Raw genomic sequence first — 18,131 nt, 5'->3', positions numbered from 1 at the left:
AATGACTGAAAGAGAAACTACGCAACCCGAAAATACGTTATGGCACTATTGGCGTGGTCTTGGCGGCTGGAACTTCTACTTTTTAATCAAGTTCGGCCTGTTATGGTTTGGTTATCTGAATTTCCATGCACTGTACAATCTGGTGTTCATGGCATTTCTGCTGATGCCAATCCCACCTGCTCGTTGGCACCGTTGGCGGCATATTATCGCCATTCCTATCGGCATCGCTCTGTTCTACCACGATACTTGGTTGCCCGGAATTAATAGTATTCTCAGCCAAGGCCATTTGATTGCTGGTTTCAGCGCACAATATCTGCTTGAGCTGACCAACCGCTTTATCAACTGGCAAATGATAGGGGCGGCCTTCGTATTGCTGATCGCCTACCTGTTTGTTAGCGAATGGATAAGAGTAACGACCTTTACTGTGGCGGCAATGATATGGTTGAACATAGCCAATACCGCTGGCCCCGCGATGGCATTATTGCCAACGACCAACACAGCTGAAGTATCGGCACCAACGACGACCACTGTTCATAGTGGCAATCAGCCGGCCACTAACACCCCCCCCACTGATGCTAACCTTACCGCCTACTTGAATCAGTTTTATGAGCAGGAGAAAACGAGGGCCACCTCCTTCCCCGCCTCATTGCCCAGCGATGCGCAGCCGTTTGACCTATTGATTATCAATATCTGTTCACTGGCATGGTCCGATATGGAAGCCACCAATCTGCAAAACGACCCATTGTGGTCAAAGATGGATATCATGTTCACCCACTTCAACTCGGCAACTGCCTACAGTGGGCCTGCTGCGATCCGCCTACTGCGTGCCAGTTGCGGCCAGCCCTCTCATCTCGATCTCTATCAGCCGGTCAACCAACAGTGCTATCTATTGGATAATTTGGCAAAATTAGGTTTTAAGGAACAACTGATGCTAGACCACTCAGGTATATTTGGAAATTACCTGAAAGCCCTTCGTGAGCAAGGTGGCATACAGGCACCTTTGATGTCACAGGTCGGTATCGGTAATGAGTTGGCGTCATTTGACGGGGAACCGATCTACGATGACCTGCAATTACTCAATCGTTGGCTCGAGCAACGAAAAAAAGAAGGGGATGCACGCACAGCAACATTCTTTAATGTCATTCCATTGCATGACGGTAACCGTTTTGTTGGCGGCAACAAAGCTGCCGATTACCAGCCTCGTGCGCAAAAGCTGTTCGAGCAGTTGAATTCTTTTCTGGAAGAACTGCAAAAGTCCGGCCGCAAGGTGATGGTCGTGATCGTACCAGAACACGGTGCAGCGCTGGTGGGGGATAAGATGCAAATGTCAGGCCTTCGTGATATTCCAAGCCCAAGCATTACTCATATACCGGTGGGCATCAGACTGATCGGGATGCAGGCTCCGCATCAAGGCAACCCACAGGAGATTACTACGCCGAGCAGCTATCTGGCCTTGTCGGAACTGGTCTCCCGATTGGTTGACGGCAAAGTGTTCTCTGCACCGAGCATAGACTGGAAAACGCTGACTCAAGGCTTGCCGCAGACTGCCGTTATCTCAGAAAACGACAACGCCGTGGTGATGCAGTATCAAGGAAAGTTCTATATTCGTCTTAACGGCGGCGACTGGGTGCCTTACCCGCAATAACGGCAAAAGTTCGACCTCACTGAAGCAAGAGTCGCAGCCTTAATGCGACCATAAATGCGCTTGCGTTTGTGGGTGTTTCCCCTTGCTGAAGCAATCGGCAAAAGAACCATTGCCGCCCTCGCCTTACCCTTGACACTACCCTGAATGAACCCGTGATTTTACCCACGAGTAACCAACACCGCTCCAAGAAATATTCTAATTTTAAAATTATTCAGGGCTGGGGCAATCCTGTCGCAGAGCATTTATCTAGGGATTGTAGACTCATTGCGTTACTGATATTGTGCGTTTTTATATCAAAAAATTAACACACCATTCACTTTCACAACAAAGACGTTAATAGTACTAAGAGAAAGTGCGTATAAATGTATTTAAGGATAATGACATGCTCCCTGCCCTCAAACCTCGTGCTGGGGATAACAATCCTCTCTTTCGCTTTTCACCCATTTACTCCGCCGTTTCGCTAGCATTCTTGATGTTACCCGTACATGCTCAAACAGTCACATCAGTGGCCAATGGCCAATGGGATGCGACAGCAACCTGGAGTAATGGCCTAGCGCCCAGTGCATCTTTTGATTACGTGATCGGCAGTGGTAGCACGGTTAACAGCCCGCCGGCTAACTTTGGTACTTTCAGCTACGCTTTCGATGGTGGGTCGCTAACCGTTCAGGATGGAGGGACTCTATCTCTGCCCGGCAACAACAACAGCACGATCGGCAATGTAACTTACAGCATTCCCGGGCTCACCATCAACAGCGGTGGCACGCTGGCGTTGTCGATGCAAAGTGTTGGTAATACAGATCGCACGCTGACAACAGGGTTGACGCTTGCAGGCCCAGGCACCGTCTCAATCAGCCCGATTGGAGGCACCTACGCCAACGGTTTGACCCTGGCGCCCACCGCAGCACTGAGTGGTAGCGCTAACGTCAACATGACTATGCCCGTTGGCGGAGTTTTCAATAGAAAATATCTCCGCGTCAGCAGTGCCAATAATACTTACAGCGGCAATTGGAATATCACGTCGACGGGTACTCAGGCCACTGGTGACGCCAGGGGTGCACTGTACGCCAATGCCGCAAATGCACTGGGCACAGGTTCAGTAACGCTTTCTTCATCAATGCTGATCAATGAGGTGACTGACGGGCTGAATTCAATCAGTGGTGTGAACGTGGGCGTCAATTCGGTGGTTCTCGTCAATGCCGATTGGATTGCACCCACGGCCACTCTGGCACTGACGGCCCCCACGGCACAGGTCACGGTAGACGGTGCGAATACCGTGATGAACATTGGTAATCTCACCGGTGTGGCCGGTTCGTCGATCACCGGTACAGGCACGGGAGAGATTCTGGGCCTCAGCACTACCGCCGATTCGCTCTACGCGGGCACCATCGGTGGCACGCTTTCCCTGTTAAAGACCGGTGCGAACACGTTGACGCTCACTGGCAATAACACCTACAGCGGTTCAACCACAGTAAACGCCGGTACGCTGCAGATCGGTAACGGCACCACTGGCAGCATCACCACCGATATCACCAACAATGCAGCCTTGGTGTTCAATAACAACAGCGACTACACCTATAACAATGTACTGTCGGGTACCGGTAGCTTGACCAAGTTGGGTAGTGGGATGTTAACCTTCACTGGCGACCCTTCCAGCCAAGGAAGCGTAACCGTGTCGCAAGGTACTTTACAGCTGTTGCAGAATCAGCCCTTTACCATCGCTGGCGACTACACCACCGAGGCAGGTGCCACTACCAACATCGGCCAGATCAACTCCACGTTGAGAGTGGGTGGTGCCTTCGTACAAGCTGCTGGCTCTATACTTAACATCACCTTGGGTTCCTCACCTGACATTGTCGCGCAAAGTGCTATTCTTGGCGGTACGTTGTTGATTAGAGGGTTCAGCAACGATCTGGTTCCCGTTAAAGCCAGCGATGTTCTCAATGACAACGAATATACGATGCTACGCACCACAGATGGCATCACTGACAATCTCGAAAACACCCCACTGACGCCAAGCGGGTTGGACTATCTGCTGTATAACGGTCGCGTATCCGGTCTGGATTACAACCTGGGTTTCCAACTGGCCTGGAGCGAAGGGGGTGTGGCTGACGGTACCGGCACTTTCACCATGGCGACCAATACCGCGTTTGATATTGACGTTGCCTTGGGGGATCAGGTTGGTACATTCGACAGCGGTTGGGATGGCAAAAGCCTCACCAAGAAAGATGATGGTTTGCTGATACTGTCGGCTGCCAATACCTACACGGGCAGTACCACGATCGAGGACGGTACGCTGGCTTTAATCGGTGCTGCAGATATTTCCACAAGTTCATCGACCAATCTCACCCAGTCTGGAGCCACGCTGAGCATTGCAGAAGTCAGTGGTAACGGTGCAAGCGTGCAAAACCTGTCCGGTGTCAGCGGCAGCCAATTGTTGCTGGCTGGTAAGACTTTTACCGTCACCAACAGCGTTGACACCACGTTTGCGGGCGATATTGATGCAAGCAACGCTGGCCTTATCAAAAACGGCGAGGCCAGTTTGACTTTATCTGGTAAGACGGCCTATACCGGACAAACCCAGATCGATGGCGGCACCTTGGTGCTGGACGGCAGCACGGGTGGTGCGCAGTTAACCAGCAACGTGGTAGGCCAGAGTGGCACACAACTGAGCTTCGTCAACGGCGCCAGCCTCACGGGTTCGATTGACCCAACCGATGTTTCGATTGACACCACCAGCCAATGGAACATGACCGGTAACTCACTGGTAGATAATCTTTCTAACAGCGGTACAGTGACATTTATGGCACCGACGGCAGACGATTTTAAAACCCTGACGGTAGCGGGTAATTATCAAGGGAATAATGGTCTGCTGGTGTTGAATACCCGTCTGGGAAGTAATGCGTCGCTGACCGATAAACTGGTTGTCGAAGGGAACACCTCTGGCACTACGCTAGTGCAGATAAACAATGCTGGCGGCATTGGAGCGCAGGCGTTGCAGGGGATTGAGGTCATTACGGTCGGTGGTCAATCTGATGGCGAGTTTGTTCAGTCGGGACGTATTGCGGCTGGAGCCTATGATTATACGCTGAGCCGTGGCCTGAATGCTCTGACTGCTGCGAACTGGTATCTAATCAGTAACAATCTAGAACCTAATCAACTGACCGAACGCCCGGAAGGTGGTGCTTATAGTGCTAACCTGGCTGCGGCCAACAACATGTTTGTCACCAGTATACATGACCGCCTAGGTGAGACTCAGTACATTGACGTACTCACTGGAGAGCAGAAAGTCACCAGTATGTGGCTGCGTAACGAAGGTGGCCACAACCGTTCTCGTACTCAGAGTGGTCAAGCAAACACTCAAGCCAACCGTTATGTGGTGCAACTGGGTGGGGACATCGCCCAATGGAGCAATAATGGCCTGGATCGTTTCCATCTGGGGTTAATGGCCGGTTATGGTAACAGTAAGAGCAACACGGTTTCACGGTTATCGGGCTATGATGCCAAGGGATCGGTAAATGGTTATAGCGTGGGTACCTATGGCACTTGGTATGCCAATGCAGTTGACAAGTCAGGCTTGTATGTTGACGGCTGGGCACAATACAGCTGGTTCAACAACAACGTGAACGGCCAATCTCTGGTGAGCGAGGACTATAAGTCCAAAGGTATCACAGCCTCGGTTGAGAGCGGCTACACCTTTAAACTGGGTGAAAATGTCGCTAACAATATGAGCTACTTCATTCAACCGAAAGCACAGCTAACCTGGATGGGCGTGAAGGCCGATGACCATACCGAGACCAACGGGAGTAATATCTCTGGCGAAGGAGATGGTAACATCCAGACCCGTCTGGGGGTTAAAGCCTTTCTCAATGGTTACAACGATCAAGACAAAGGTAAAGACCGCGTCTTCCAACCGTTTGTGGAAACCAACTGGGTGCACAATAGCAAAGACTTCGGTGTCAATATGAATGGGGTCAGTGTAAATCAGGACGGAGCCGCGAACATTGCCGAACTGAAAGTCGGTGTGGAAGGCCAACTTAACAAACAGGTCAATCTGTGGGGTAATATTGGCCAGCAAGTGGGCAATAAGGGCTACAGTGATACGGCAGTAATGTTGGGCGGTAAGTATAATTTCTAAGCCTCAACAATAAACGTTCCCTGCTTATTTCCATAGGCAGGGAATATATTTCATGACGAATATAAAAACACACTGCTTTATTCATGATGAATGGGCACGGTTTTAACTATCAAGCTGTTCCTATGTAAGTAAAAACGCCGGTATCATTACCGGCGTTGAATAAACCCAGCGATCGTATCACCTTCAAGACACTACAGTTTCATCCTGTTAGCAACGGTTTGACAGCAACAAAAAAGCGTGTCATTGAAAGCAGCATCTCACTGCACCAGAATAATAAAGTTAAATTGACTCATCAGAGCCACACTCTACCTACGACGCAATCGGGGAGATAGAGTGAATTATCGTAGTACACGACACAAGCGCCAGCCTGCATTACTTCGATGATATTTCACGAACCAGTCTGAATCCCCACATATTCGAACGCATATAGAGCGAATAATAGGCACTTCTATAGGCAATACGCTGGTTTTGTGGCATGTAGTCCCACGCTCCTCCACGGAGAACCGGGAATTGCGATACCCCCTGTTGACGAGATTTTTCGGTGAATGGCCCTGTATCATATGAATCTTCCCAAGCGTCAGAGACCCATTCACGTACATTGCCGGTCATATCATACAGCCCCCAAGGATTAGGTCGGAAGCTACCAACCGTAGCAGTATAAGGTGTCGCATCATCACAATTAGCGACTTTAAAACGAAACCCCGTGACCCTGTCTGTAGACAAATCGTACATTGCCGCGAATTGGCAACCATCCTCTATATTGTTTCCCCAAAAGTATGGAGTAACAGTACCAGCCCGGGCTGCGTACTCCCATTCAGCCTCACTAGGTAACCGATATGTAGCCCCACTTTTTATTGAAAGCCATTTTGCATACGCTTCAGCATCACTTCGTGTAACACAGGTCACCGGAGATTGGTCAGTTTGAGAAAACCCTGGATTTTCCCATGACAGATCATGCTGATAAATGACATATTCGGGATTAGCCATTGCCGGATATCCGGGGAATCCCAGGCACCCCTTAGCAGTCATATGGCCTGTCTCATTGATAAATTTACGATAGTTATCTACGGTAACCTCAGTCTTGGCAATAGCGAAAGGACGGGTTATTTTTACGGTATGACGTGGGCTTTCCCAATCTGCTCGGTAATTGTCAACATTAAGGGCGATATGTTCCTCTTGTGTCCCACCCATCTGAAAGGTGCCTTCGGGAACCACAAGCATCTCAGTACAATAAGACTCTTTACAATCGACGAAGGTGTCAAAAGGTTCAAGGTCTGTTGCCGGATTACTGCTCGGACTGACACTAGGCAAAGTGAACGCTTCTCTTCCCTTACTCGTTAATATGTCAAGCTGTGCAATCCACAATGACATATCGGCCCGGAGATAACGATTTTGTAACTGCCCCCCCGCAAATTTATTGCTCTCAAAGTCAGGGCAAAGATACAGCATAGCGGCTGACTGCTGCGCTAATTGCTGTGCATGGTATGCGAGAAGATAATCACCGGCAAGACTGGCCGAATTATCAATCAGCGTTGACTGTTTTTTGATGTCTCCATATAGCGTTCCACAAAATCCTTTTGGCCAAGTGCCAATAGATTGGGCATTTTTTAACGTTTTCTTAAGATTCGCGACTTGTATTGCAACGGCTGGATCAATCATTACTTTCTGATCCAAAGTTTGATCGGCGTAGACAACTCCCGAAATTACCAATAATGTCGAGCAGACAACAATAGTCATATTGTTTATATTCATTATTTAGATCCTTTTCGCGTTTATTTTAAATTTATAAAATAATTTTTTATTTCACGCTGGCTATTAACGACTTGTTATTCCTTTCCATCTAATATCATGGTAACCAGGTAAAAATCATACTCCGATTTTTTACCGACTAATAACATAGCTATATTTAGACTACGTCGCTTAATTGCGCATAAACTACGCTAGCGGTCATTGTTACCAACAGTATAAATTTACTCATACTCAGTGACTAGTATGCTAATTTAGCTATCACTGTCCTGTTTATAGAACGACGATTACCCTCATGGAAGATTTGAACGACCTTTATTACTTTGTACAAATCGTAAACTATGGTGGTTTCGCACCCGCTAGTCGTGTATTAGGAATTCCCAAATCCAAGCTAAGTCGGCGCCTTGCCATGTTGGAGGAGCGGTTGCACGTTCGCCTGATTGAGCGTTCGACGCGCCATTTTACGGTGTCAGAAATCGGCAAAACCTACTATCAACATTGCTTGGCAATGTTGATCGAAGCACAAGCAGCACAAGCCGCCATTGAGGCAGCCAGAGCAGAGCCTCGCGGTAAGATCCGTATTACCTGCCCAGTGCTGATACTCCAGACCCATATTGGCGCTATGCTGGCTGACTTCATGGCACAATATCCACTGCTGACGATAGAACTGGAAGCAACCAGTCGGCAAGTGGATGTGATCAGTGAAGGGGTAGACTTGGCTATCTACGTACGTCCGCCACCGCTACAAGACAGTAATCTGGTTATGCGTATTTTAAGTGATTGCGGGCAATCTCTTGTTGCCAGCCCAACACTGCTCCAGCAGTACGGTAGGTTACCACTCTTGCCCAACGAACTTAATGGGTTACCAAGTATCAGTCGTCCGGGACCACAAGCCAGTTGCTGGGCACTTTACTGTCAGGATAATAGACAAGTTGTGGTCTACCATACGCCGCGCTTTGTCACTACGGACATGATAGCACTAAGAGAGGCGGCAATAGCCGGTGTGGGGGTTGTACAACTCCCCTTGATGGCACTGTATAAACAGCTTGAAGAAGGCTCCTTAATCAAGCTGTTGCCGGAATGGGCGCCTATGAGGGAGTTAATCCATGTCGTTTTTCCTTCAAGACGTGGGTTACTGCCTTCTATCCGCCTCTTGATCGACTATCTGGCCCAACGCTTCGCAAATCTAGAGACAACTTTATAAATTTGTTCACGCTATCCAATTTTTACCGACGGTGCGGAAAAAAGTATGTCGACTTACGTTGCGATCCATAAAGAAAATAAAAACTCGCCGTTTCATGTATGACAAACGAGCAAAAATTCTAATATCTCTTTTTATATAAATAAAAAACGCCGGTATCGCTACCGGCGTTGCATTAACCCTGCGGCAGTAATCACCTCAAGGCACTGCGGTTTCATCCTGATCGACAGCAAAACAAGCCACACTCTGATCACCATACTGCTTCAACTGCGGCTGCAATTGAGTACAAGTACCAAACGCACGGCGGCAACGAGCGTTGAACGCACAACCTGGCGGTGGATTCATCGGGCTTGGCAGCTCACCAGTCAGTTTAATACGCTCACGGCGCATATCCGGGTTCAGACGTGGCGTGGCGGAAAGCAATGCCTGAGTGTAAGGATGGCGTGGGTTATTGAAGATAGCGTCTTTACTCCCCTTCTCCACGCAGCGGCCCAGGTACATCACCATCACTTCATCAGCAATGTGTTCCACGACTGACAGATCGTGGGAGATAAACACGTAAGACAGCCCCAATTCCTGCTGTAGATCCATCATCAGATTCAGTACCTGTGCACGCACTGAAACATCCAACGCAGAAACCGGCTCATCGGCAATGACCACATCCGGGTTGAGCATTAATCCACGCGCGATAGCGATACGCTGGCGCTGTCCGCCGGAAAACATGTGCGGATAACGGTCGTAATGTTCCGTTTTCAAACCGACCTTCGCCATCATCGCCAATGCTTTTTCACGCCGTTCAGCATTGCTCAGCAGCGTATTGATCAGCAGTGGTTCCTCAAGGATCTGCCCAACCTTCTTGCGTGGGTTTAGCGACCCATAGGGATTCTGAAACACAATCTGGATCTTTTGGCGACGCAGCTTCTCAGCGGTAACATCTGGCTTGAGCAGATCCTGCCCCTGATAATACAGCTCACCGCTGGTCGGCACTTCAATCATGGTCAACAGGCGACCGAGCGTGGATTTGCCACAGCCTGATTCGCCTACCACTGCCAGCGTCTTACCACGTTCCAGGGTAAAGGACACACCGTCCAGTGCTTTCACCAGTTGTTCCGGGGCAAACATCCCCTTTTTGACTGGGTAATGCTTTCTCAGGTCGATAGCCTGCAATAACGGTTGCTTCTGGTTCATACGGTCGGCCTCCCCGCATCATCCAGCGGTGTGTGACATTTAACCTGGCGGCCAGGAATGCCACTCAGCTCAGGTTCTTCTTTACGGCAACGTTCCACAGCATACGGACAGCGGGGGTTAAGCAAACAGCCCTCTGGCCGATCATATTTACCCGGAACCACACCCGGCAACGACGCTAAGCGTGCTTTTTCTACAGCAAATTCCGGCAGGGCACGCAATAACGCCTGCGTATACGGATGGCGCGGCGCACGGAAAATTTCCGATGCTTTACCCGATTCCACCACCTGCCCAGCATACATCACAATGATGTGATGCGCCGCTTCAGCCACCAGCGCCAGATCGTGGGTAATCAGCACCAGCGCCATATTTTCGCGCTGTTGCAATTCAAGCAGCAGTTCAATAATTTGTGCCTGAATGGTCACATCGAGCGCTGTGGTAGGTTCATCGGCAATCAGCAGCTTGGGCCGGCAGGCAATGGCCATCGCGATCATCACCCGCTGGCTCATCCCACCAGAAAGCTGATGCGGATAGACATCCAAACGCGAAGCCGGATCGGGGATACCCACCAGCGTCAGCAAGTCGATCGCCCGGTTGCGACGGGTACTGCGGTTTCCGCCTTGGTGTACCTTCAACGCTTCCATAATCTGATAGCCCACGGTATAGCAGGGGTTCAGACTGGTCATTGGATCCTGGAAAATCATCGCTACTTCGGAACCCACCAACTGACGGCGCTCTTTTTCGGAGATTTTTCGCAGATCCTGTCCGTTGAATTCCAGTTTATCGGCCATGACTTTGCCGGGAAAATCAATCAGCCCCATGATCGCCAGCGAGCTGACGGATTTACCGGAACCAGATTCGCCGACGATGCCGACCACCTGCCCCTGTTCAACGCTGTAGCTGATTCGGTCTACCGCGCGGAAGGGTGCACCTTCGTCACCGAAGTGCACTGAAAGCTTGTCTACATTCAATAACGCCATGATCCGTTCCTCGTTACTGCTTGAGTTTGGGGTCGAGAGCATCACGCAGGCCGTCCCCCATCAGGTTAAATGCCAAAACCGTCAGCAGAATTGCTACCCCAGGGAAGGTCACCACCCACCAGGCGCTTTGCGCAAATTGCAGCACGTCGGAGAGCATGGTGCCCCATTCCGGCGTTGGTGGCTGAGCGCCCATACCCAGGAAGCCGAGAGCGGCCATATCCAGAATGGCGTTAGAGAAACCAAGAGAGGCCTGCACGATTAACGGTGCCAGGCAGTTTGGCAGAATGTTGACGAACATTTGGCGCAAGGCTCCCGCCCCGGCCACACTGGAAGCCGTAACATAATCACGGTTGACTTCCACTAATACCGCTGCGCGCGTCAGACGAACATAGTGCGGCAGGGCAACAAAAGTTATCGCCAGCGAGGCATTAACGATTGAAGGGCCAAATACCGCCACCAGCACCAGTGCCAACAGTAAACTTGGCAGAGCCAGCATAATATCGACAATGCGCATGATAATGGCGTCGACAACGCCACCAAAGTACCCGGCAAGCAGGCCGAAAACGACACCCAGGATCAGCGAGAGTACTACCACCAGACAGCCCACCAACAGCGAGAGCCTTGCGCCGTACATCAGACGTGATAGCACATCGCGCCCCACATCGTCCGTACCCAGCAGATACTGCCAACTACCGCCTTCCTGCCAGACCGGTGGTTTTAGCAGAGCATCGCGAAACTGTTCGGCGGGAGCATGAGGTGCCAGGAATCCAGCACCCAGTGCAACCACCAGCATGATAACGATATAAGCCAGGCCAACAACGGCCCCTTTATTGCGCTTGAAATAGTGCCAAAACTCCTGGAACGGGGTCATTGGCTTCGGCGCAGCTTTAACAACAGACTCAGTCACTTGAGACATTAGAGCGCCCCTTATTTCTTGTGGCGAATGCGCGGGTTAACAATGCCGTAGAGTACGTCTACCAGCAGGTTAACCAGAATAATCATACAGGCGACCAGCAATACACCGCCTTGAACAACCGGATAATCACGGCGTTGCAACGCGTCCATTAGCCAGCGCCCCAAGCCCGGCCAGGAAAAAATGGTTTCTGTCAGGATGGCCCCTGCCAGCAAGGTGCCGACCTGAAGACCAATCACCGTAACCACCGGCAACAACGCATTACGCAGCGCATGCACCACGATCACCCGCATGCGGCTAAGCCCCTTAGCACGCGCAGTGCGAATATAATCCTCACTGAGCACTTCCAGCATAGAGGAACGAGTCATGCGCACAATGACCGCCAATGGGATAGTGCCCAAGACGATAGCGGGTAGGATCATATGCATCACCGCATCTTTGAAATCGCCAGGCTCCCCCCAAAACAGGGTATCGAACAGCATGAAACCGGTCAGCGGCAGGCTGTCGTCCAGGAATACTGTATCGCTTATCCGCCCCGATACAGGGGTAAGATTGAGCTGTACCGATACCAGCATGATCAACATCATGCCCCACCAGAAAATCGGCATCGAATAGCCGGTCAGCGAGATCCCCACCGCAGTGTGGTCAAAGACCGAACCTCGCTTGACCGCTGCCAGCACCCCTACAGGAATACCGACCAACACGGCAAAAATCATCGCGCAAATGCCCAGTTCCAACGTAGCCTTGAAGCGTGGAACAAACTCTTCCCAGACGGAAATACGGCTTTTGAGGGACGTCCCCAAATCACCGTGCAGCACGTTGATGACGTAATTGAAATACTGTTGATAGAGCGGTTTATCCAGCCCCATCTCTGCCATGAGTTGAGCATGACGCTCTGCCGAGATCCCGCGCTCCCCGGCCATGATGGTCACCGGATCGCCGGGGATCATATGGACGAATGCAAAAGTCAGCAACGTTATGCCGATAAACGTTGGGATAACTAACCCCAAACGTCGGAGTATGAACTGCAACATATCCCGAACTCTCTGTATAAAATGCCCGACAGCTCATTGTCCGCCAGGCTTATTAAGGTTCACAGTCTTAACAACATTCTTCTGGGGACAGGAACTCAGGGGCGCAACGTATTGCGCCCCTGCCTATTAACTATACCTTATGGGTTCCAAGTTGCTGCCAGAAAGGCAACTAGCTTATGCCAGAAGCTGGCCTGGCATAAGTCTCAGCAGCAGATTGAAAAGTGGCAGGTATATTCCAGTCCTTTAACCAGCCTTACCGGGGCAGGACTAAGCCTTCCCCGCATCAGGCTTAGTCCATAGAAACGTTCTCAAAGTGGTGCAGGCTCAACGGATCCACAACATAGCCCTTCACTTCTTTACGAACAGGGATGTATACCGTGGAGTGGGCGACAATCAGCACCGGAGCCTGCTCATGCATCACTACCTGAGCCTGCTTGTAGAGTTCTACGCGTTTGTCGTGGTTGGATTCAGCACGCGCCGGTTGGATCAAATCTTCAAACGGCTTGTAACACCAGCGAGAGTAGTTAGAGCCATCTTTAGCCGCAGCACAGCTGAACAGCGTGGCGAAGAAGTTGTCCGGGTCCCCGTTATCACCACCCCAGCCCATCATCACCGCCTGGTGTTCACCGTCTTTGGCGCGTTTGAGGTATTCACCCCACTCGTAGGAAACAATCTTGGCGTTCACACCGATCTTCGCCCAGTCAGACTGGATCATTTCAGCCATGCGGCGCGCGTTAGGGTTATACGGGCGCTGAACCGGCATTGCCCACAGGTCGATGGAGAAACCATCTGGCAGGCCAGCTTCTTTCAGCAGTTCTTTGGCCTTGGCAGGATCGTAAGCATAGTCCTGCACCGCATCGTTGTAGCCCCACATGGTTGGTGGGATCAGGTTTTTGGCTGGCTGACCAGCTCCCTGGTAGACCGCTTCGATAATCGCCTGCTTGTTCACCGCCATGGTCAGCGCTTGACGCACTTTCACATTATCCAGCGGTTTCTTCTCAACGTTGAACGAAAGGTAACCCACGTTCAGACCTGGCTGCTCCATCAGATTGATGGATTTGTCCTGCTTCATTCGGGCAATGTCAGCCGGGTTCGGGTACGGCATGACCTGGCACTCGTTTTTCTGCAGCTTGGCATAACGCACAGAGGCATCTGGGGTAATGGAGAATACCAGGCGATCAATCTTAGGCTTGGTGCCCCAATAACCTTCAAAGGCTTTGTAGAGGATTTTGGAGTCTTTCTGATATTGCAGCAGTTGGAACGGGCCAGTACCCACTGGGTTGAGGTCCACTTTCTCTGGTGTACCGGCTTTCATCATATTGTCCGCATATTCTGCAGACAGGATGGAGGCGAAGCCCATACCCAGGTTGGCGAGGAACGGAGCCTCAGGACGGGTCAACTGGAAACGGACCGTATGGTCGTCTACTTTTTCAATTTTAGCGATCAGATCGCCCATACCCATCCCCTGGAAGTACTCATAGGTACCGCCAGAAACCTTGTGGAAAGGATGGTTTGCATCAAGCTGACGTTGGAAAGAGAACAACACATCGTCGGCATTGAAGTCTCGGGTAGGCTTGAAATCTTTGGTAGTTTGCCACTTCACGCCTTGGCGCAGGTGGAAAGTATAGGTTTTACCGTCTTCGCTGACGTCCCACTTTTCTGCCAGGCTTGGTTCCTGTTCAGTGGTGCCTAGCTTGAATTGAACCAAACCGTTATAAATAGTGACCTGACTGGCATCCAGAGTTGTGCCAGAAGTGAACAACTGCGGGTTAAACCCTTCAGGAGAGGCTTCAGAACAGTAAACCAGTGTTTTTGCCTGCACGCTGACCGCTACGGTCAACGCGATCAGCCCAAGGCCGAATTTCAGAATCCCTGATTTGCCCAAGGAACTTGTCATCGCTAGTGCTCCAGTATGTGATGTTGTATATGCATTATTACTGCCAGAACCTATATTTTTAATTACGCGGTCTGTGCAGGTGGAACCCAAAGGCAAGAGAAATAATAGCGCGAGGATGCCGGATGGAACGCGTCACGGCAGGGCGTTTGAGCGCGTGGAATTCACTTCTAGACCTCTTGGTTCCATCCCTGAGTTTACCAAATTGCCAACTGTTTTGGGTGCCGTCAATATAACCAGCAGGGATTTGCCTAGAGTGTGAGAAACAACAAATAAACACTAAAAACACATTTTATTAACATTTTCAGGATTTAAATTTGTATTTCCGGATTTTTTATAGCTCATTGAATCGTGAAACATAGTTTATTCAGTGTTAAATTTTGGTGTGAAACTAAAAAATTTTGTTACTGGATGATGGGTATCTAAGTATTTATTTTTTAAATAAAGCCAAAAAACAGGAATAAATTCCAGGAATACGTTCGGAGGAGTGGAGGTAGAGGTAGAGGTAGCAGTGCTTTTAGTCTTGAACTTCAGACGTAAAAAAACCTGCTTAAAAGCAGGTTTTTTAAATTTGGTCGGCGAGAGAGGATTCGAACCTCCGACCCACTGGTCCCAAACCAGTTGCGCTACCAAGCTGCGCTACTCGCCGATGCGGGGCGCATATTACTGCCGGGTGCTATAACCGTCAATCACTTTTTCAATCAAGCCGAACAAGTGGTGGTAAAAACAACAGAAAAGGCAGTATTAAGGCTAAATACGCGCCTTTCAGCCAGCCAGCTACAACGCTTTACTGGCCGCGTTACCTTGCTTAAGGTGGCACCAGTTGTTCTTGTCCACAATGCCACCGTCCGGTGAAGTAAAGCCAAGGCAACCAAGAATAGTATCAAACAGTTCGACATGGCGGCGAGTTTTATCCAAACCTTGCAGCGCCTTCAACTGCTCAAACGCTGCTAAATTCTGGCTGGCTTCCAGATACTTGTCGGACCCCCATACAATCATTGGGACATAGAACTGTTCTTGCGGGGCCATTTCACGTGGTGTGCCATGCAAATGTGAATTTTCACCAATGGATTCACCATGGTCGGCGGCATAAAACACAATCGCTTTCTTGTCTCGAACCTGGTCGATCACATTTTTGATAAAAGTATCGATGTAGAGCACCGAGTTGTCATATGCATTGATCAATCGTTCTTTGGAACAAAATTCATCAACCCCCATACATTCCGGTTGGTAACGTGCAAAACTACGCGGGTAACGTTGTGAATAAAGATAATGCGAACCTTTGGTATGAAGAACCACCAGATGTTTACCCTCTGGGTAACGCGCCAACGACTCTTTCAACTCATTCACCAACAGCATATCGTCAACTGACTTACCATCATTACGTTTCTCTGAGGCAATCATCTCACGGAAAGAATAGTTATCAGCATTGGCATTATTGTAGAACCACACTTCACTTTGCATAGCGAACAGTTCAGACGAGAAGCCCAACCCTTTCAACACGGCAAAAATATTCTGCTCTTTCAAAGTACGCTGTGGGTTATCCAAGGTTCCCCCTTCACGTACAAACATACATCTCAGAGAAAGCTTGGTTGAAGTGTCACAAGACTCCCCACGAAACGCGACCAGATTTTTCTCTTGCGATAACTTCGGCGTAGTTTCTCGCTGATAACCGAGAAGGCTCATGTGATCCCATCGGGTTGTCTCACCAATAATGAAGACAACGTAAGTGTCTTCAATGCCAGCAGGTGCGACATAAGTGAATTCTTTAACTGGATCGAACATGCTAGCCTTATCCTGACTTTCATCGTAGCGGGTATAAGCAAACAATCCTAACGCAGTCAACCAGTTAGATGGCAGATAAGAATGCGCAACAACACCACCGTAACTCGGCATATCAATATTGGTGATTCTTTCTTGCGTGCTCTGGGTTTTACCCAGCATACGTAGTGGAAACCACACTAGCATCACCACAGCTAACAGAACCAGTAACGGCTGCCAGCGCTGTCCTGGTGTTTTTAACTGTTCAATCAAGGTATCACGCAGGTTATTCTGCCAAATACACACCAACGGTAATGCGCTGACAATAATCATCCACAGAACGAAGTACAGACCGATGACTTCTTTGGAAAGATCGATATCGGTCGTCATCACCGAAACGATAATGCCATAACCAATTACCACGTTGAAGAAGGTCATGTAATAACTGGCAGCCACAGATATCAATACCAGTAAAGAGGCAATAATACGGTAGAACAGCCGACCGCCAAGCGATACTAAGCGCATGATAAAGAAAGTGAACAGCACAATAGCTACGACTTCAGTTATCGCTGAAACAACCTTAATCCCTTGCATTCCGTGCGCAAAGGAGTCAAAACGACGATAGAAAACGGAAAGATTTAAAAAAATGCCAATATAGATCGCTAAAAAGAACGATAAGTTTTGCTGTGATAGCGATTTAACTTTATTCATGCAACGTTGCAGCTCCAAGGCTTTCAAATTCTGACCCCCTCAGACATTAGGTATGGCCCTCAGGTTCAGCAAACGCACAGTAAGCCCTACTCTGCATCACGGAATCAAGACCATAGTCACTAAAAAGGCACTTTTACCCGCTTTGGTTCTCGTTTGTGTCGCTTAATGGCCGTTTAGTATTAAGACAGCGTCAGCTAAGATGCTGTTTTTTGATGTCGCCTGGCTCGAAAAACCTTCAATCGCCTGCGCTATCTCCTCAATGTTGTTACCACTGTGTTCCCTGGTATCTGACTTGTCCCGGTTATATCTGCCTGGTTAAAATGTCGTTTGCAAAAATTGACATAACAAAAGTGCGGTCAAACAGCCCTAGGCTGTATCCCTTAATTGCCCGAGGTACAGCCGCGCACCCAGTCACTTCAGCTAAAACAGAGTGACAAATCTATCTTGAACAGATTTGAACCCTGACCTTAGAAATACGGGGTAGAGGCACAAGTATGAGCTAGCCTGCCATCTCAATACTCGCATTGACCTCTTCGAATCCTCGTTCAGCAGGACGATAACTTTCTTGGCCGTAGCATTTCAAGCAAAATTGGGGGCGGAAAATCAAGTGTAAGGTGAGGATGGAGGAAACATGATTTCCCACTTAGCGTAGAGGTAGATTCGCGCTATAATCGCCGCTTACTTTCGACTTCCAAAGGAAGATCCTCGTCCCCGGTGGGGCGGCTGGACTTCAAATCCAGTTGGGGCCGCCAGCGGTCCTGGGCAGGTTCGACTCCTGTGATCTTCCGCCATTCGATGTATTCTGAACGCCACTAAAGTCAATAAATCCCTTATAATACCAGCAAGTTAAGCCACTTTTGCTCTCCTGGTTTCAACCTATGTCTACCCAAATCAAGGGTAGTCTGGGGGCACTATAGGGGGCACTG

The 18,131-nt window shown here is 49.6% G+C and carries 10 protein-coding genes and 2 tRNA genes; 4 read left to right on the top strand and 8 right to left on the bottom strand.

The window, feature by feature from the left end; translation table 11 throughout:
* The first annotated feature begins 1 nt into the window (after window position 1).
* Together bcsG and OK023_RS18250 are read left to right on the top strand one after the other, a co-directional pair.
* Window positions 2-1,645, top strand: a complete 1,644-nt coding sequence (bcsG, locus tag OK023_RS18255) for a cellulose biosynthesis protein BcsG (protein ID WP_317694056.1) — start codon at window positions 2-4, stop codon at window positions 1,643-1,645.
* A gap of 382 nt (window positions 1,646-2,027) precedes the next feature.
* On the top strand, window positions 2,028-5,780 hold the full coding sequence (locus tag OK023_RS18250) for an autotransporter outer membrane beta-barrel domain-containing protein (protein ID WP_317694054.1): 3,753 nt from the start codon (window positions 2,028-2,030) through the stop codon (window positions 5,778-5,780).
* A gap of 372 nt (window positions 5,781-6,152) precedes the next feature.
* On the opposite strand, the gene OK023_RS18245 is transcribed toward OK023_RS18250, so the two are convergent.
* Window positions 6,153-7,532, bottom strand: coding sequence for a formylglycine-generating enzyme family protein (locus OK023_RS18245; RefSeq protein WP_317694052.1), 1,380 nt, complete (start codon window positions 7,530-7,532; stop codon window positions 6,153-6,155).
* Between the two features lie 289 nt (window positions 7,533-7,821).
* On the opposite strand from OK023_RS18245, the gene OK023_RS18240 reads away from it, so the two are divergent.
* Window positions 7,822-8,730 carry a LysR family transcriptional regulator gene (locus tag OK023_RS18240; RefSeq protein WP_317694051.1) on the top strand — a complete coding sequence of 303 codons (909 nt, stop codon included), beginning with the start codon at window positions 7,822-7,824 and terminating at the stop codon, window positions 8,728-8,730.
* Window positions 8,731-8,925: 195 nt separating this feature from the next.
* Here OK023_RS18240 and dppF read toward each other — a convergent pair whose 3' ends face one another.
* From dppF to eptB, 7 genes are all read right to left on the bottom strand, one after another.
* On the bottom strand, window positions 8,926-9,915 hold the full coding sequence (gene dppF / locus OK023_RS18235; protein WP_317694049.1) for a dipeptide ABC transporter ATP-binding subunit DppF: 990 nt from the start codon (window positions 9,913-9,915) through the stop codon (window positions 8,926-8,928).
* Complete coding sequence (dppD, locus tag OK023_RS18230) at window positions 9,912-10,892, bottom strand: dipeptide ABC transporter ATP-binding protein (protein ID WP_317694047.1); 981 nt, start codon at window positions 10,890-10,892, stop codon at window positions 9,912-9,914. Before dppD ends, dppF begins: the two co-directional genes overlap by 4 nt.
* A 13-nt stretch (window positions 10,893-10,905) precedes the next feature.
* Window positions 10,906-11,808, bottom strand: a complete 903-nt coding sequence (gene dppC, locus OK023_RS18225) for a dipeptide ABC transporter permease DppC (RefSeq protein WP_317694046.1) — start codon at window positions 11,806-11,808, stop codon at window positions 10,906-10,908.
* Window positions 11,809-11,819: 11 nt separating this feature from the next.
* On the bottom strand, window positions 11,820-12,839 hold the full coding sequence (gene dppB / locus OK023_RS18220) for a dipeptide ABC transporter permease DppB (RefSeq protein ID WP_317694044.1): 1,020 nt from the start codon (window positions 12,837-12,839) through the stop codon (window positions 11,820-11,822).
* Between the two features lie 289 nt (window positions 12,840-13,128).
* Window positions 13,129-14,736 carry a dipeptide ABC transporter periplasmic-binding protein DppA gene (gene dppA / locus OK023_RS18215; protein WP_317694042.1) on the bottom strand — a complete coding sequence of 536 codons (1,608 nt, stop codon included), beginning with the start codon at window positions 14,734-14,736 and terminating at the stop codon, window positions 13,129-13,131.
* A gap of 569 nt (window positions 14,737-15,305) precedes the next feature.
* A tRNA-Pro gene (locus OK023_RS18210) sits at window positions 15,306-15,382 on the bottom strand.
* Between the two features lie 128 nt (window positions 15,383-15,510).
* On the bottom strand, window positions 15,511-17,205 hold the full coding sequence (gene eptB, locus OK023_RS18205) for a kdo(2)-lipid A phosphoethanolamine 7''-transferase (protein ID WP_317694040.1): 1,695 nt from the start codon (window positions 17,203-17,205) through the stop codon (window positions 15,511-15,513).
* 696 nt (window positions 17,206-17,901) lie between these two features.
* On the opposite strand from eptB, the gene OK023_RS18200 reads away from it, so the two are divergent.
* Window positions 17,902-17,996: transfer RNA gene (locus OK023_RS18200), tRNA-Sec, on the top strand.
* Window positions 17,997-18,131 lie beyond the last annotated feature (135 nt).

The organism is Serratia sp. UGAL515B_01, from assembly GCF_033095805.1.
Lineage (GTDB): Bacteria > Pseudomonadota > Gammaproteobacteria > Enterobacterales > Enterobacteriaceae > Chania.
The sequence above is the reverse complement of the archived record's forward strand: the minus strand, read 5'-3'. Positions and strand labels throughout refer to the sequence as shown.

Coding starts and splice junctions, on each gene's coding strand:
- bcsG (WP_317694056.1), top strand. CDS start 2: ATGACTGAAAGAGAAACTACGCAACCCGAAAATACGTTATGGCACTAT.
- OK023_RS18250 (WP_317694054.1), top strand. CDS start 2,028: ATGCTCCCTGCCCTCAAACCTCGTGCTGGGGATAACAATCCTCTCTTT.
- OK023_RS18245 (WP_317694052.1), bottom strand. CDS start 7,532: ATGAATATAAACAATATGACTATTGTTGTCTGCTCGACATTATTGGTA.
- OK023_RS18240 (WP_317694051.1), top strand. CDS start 7,822: ATGGAAGATTTGAACGACCTTTATTACTTTGTACAAATCGTAAACTAT.
- dppF (WP_317694049.1), bottom strand. CDS start 9,915: ATGAACCAGAAGCAACCGTTATTGCAGGCTATCGACCTGAGAAAGCAT.
- dppD (WP_317694047.1), bottom strand. CDS start 10,892: ATGGCGTTATTGAATGTAGACAAGCTTTCAGTGCACTTCGGTGACGAA.
- dppC (WP_317694046.1), bottom strand. CDS start 11,808: ATGTCTCAAGTGACTGAGTCTGTTGTTAAAGCTGCGCCGAAGCCAATG.
- dppB (WP_317694044.1), bottom strand. CDS start 12,839: ATGTTGCAGTTCATACTCCGACGTTTGGGGTTAGTTATCCCAACGTTT.
- dppA (WP_317694042.1), bottom strand. CDS start 14,736: ATGACAAGTTCCTTGGGCAAATCAGGGATTCTGAAATTCGGCCTTGGG.
- eptB (WP_317694040.1), bottom strand. CDS start 17,205: ATGAATAAAGTTAAATCGCTATCACAGCAAAACTTATCGTTCTTTTTA.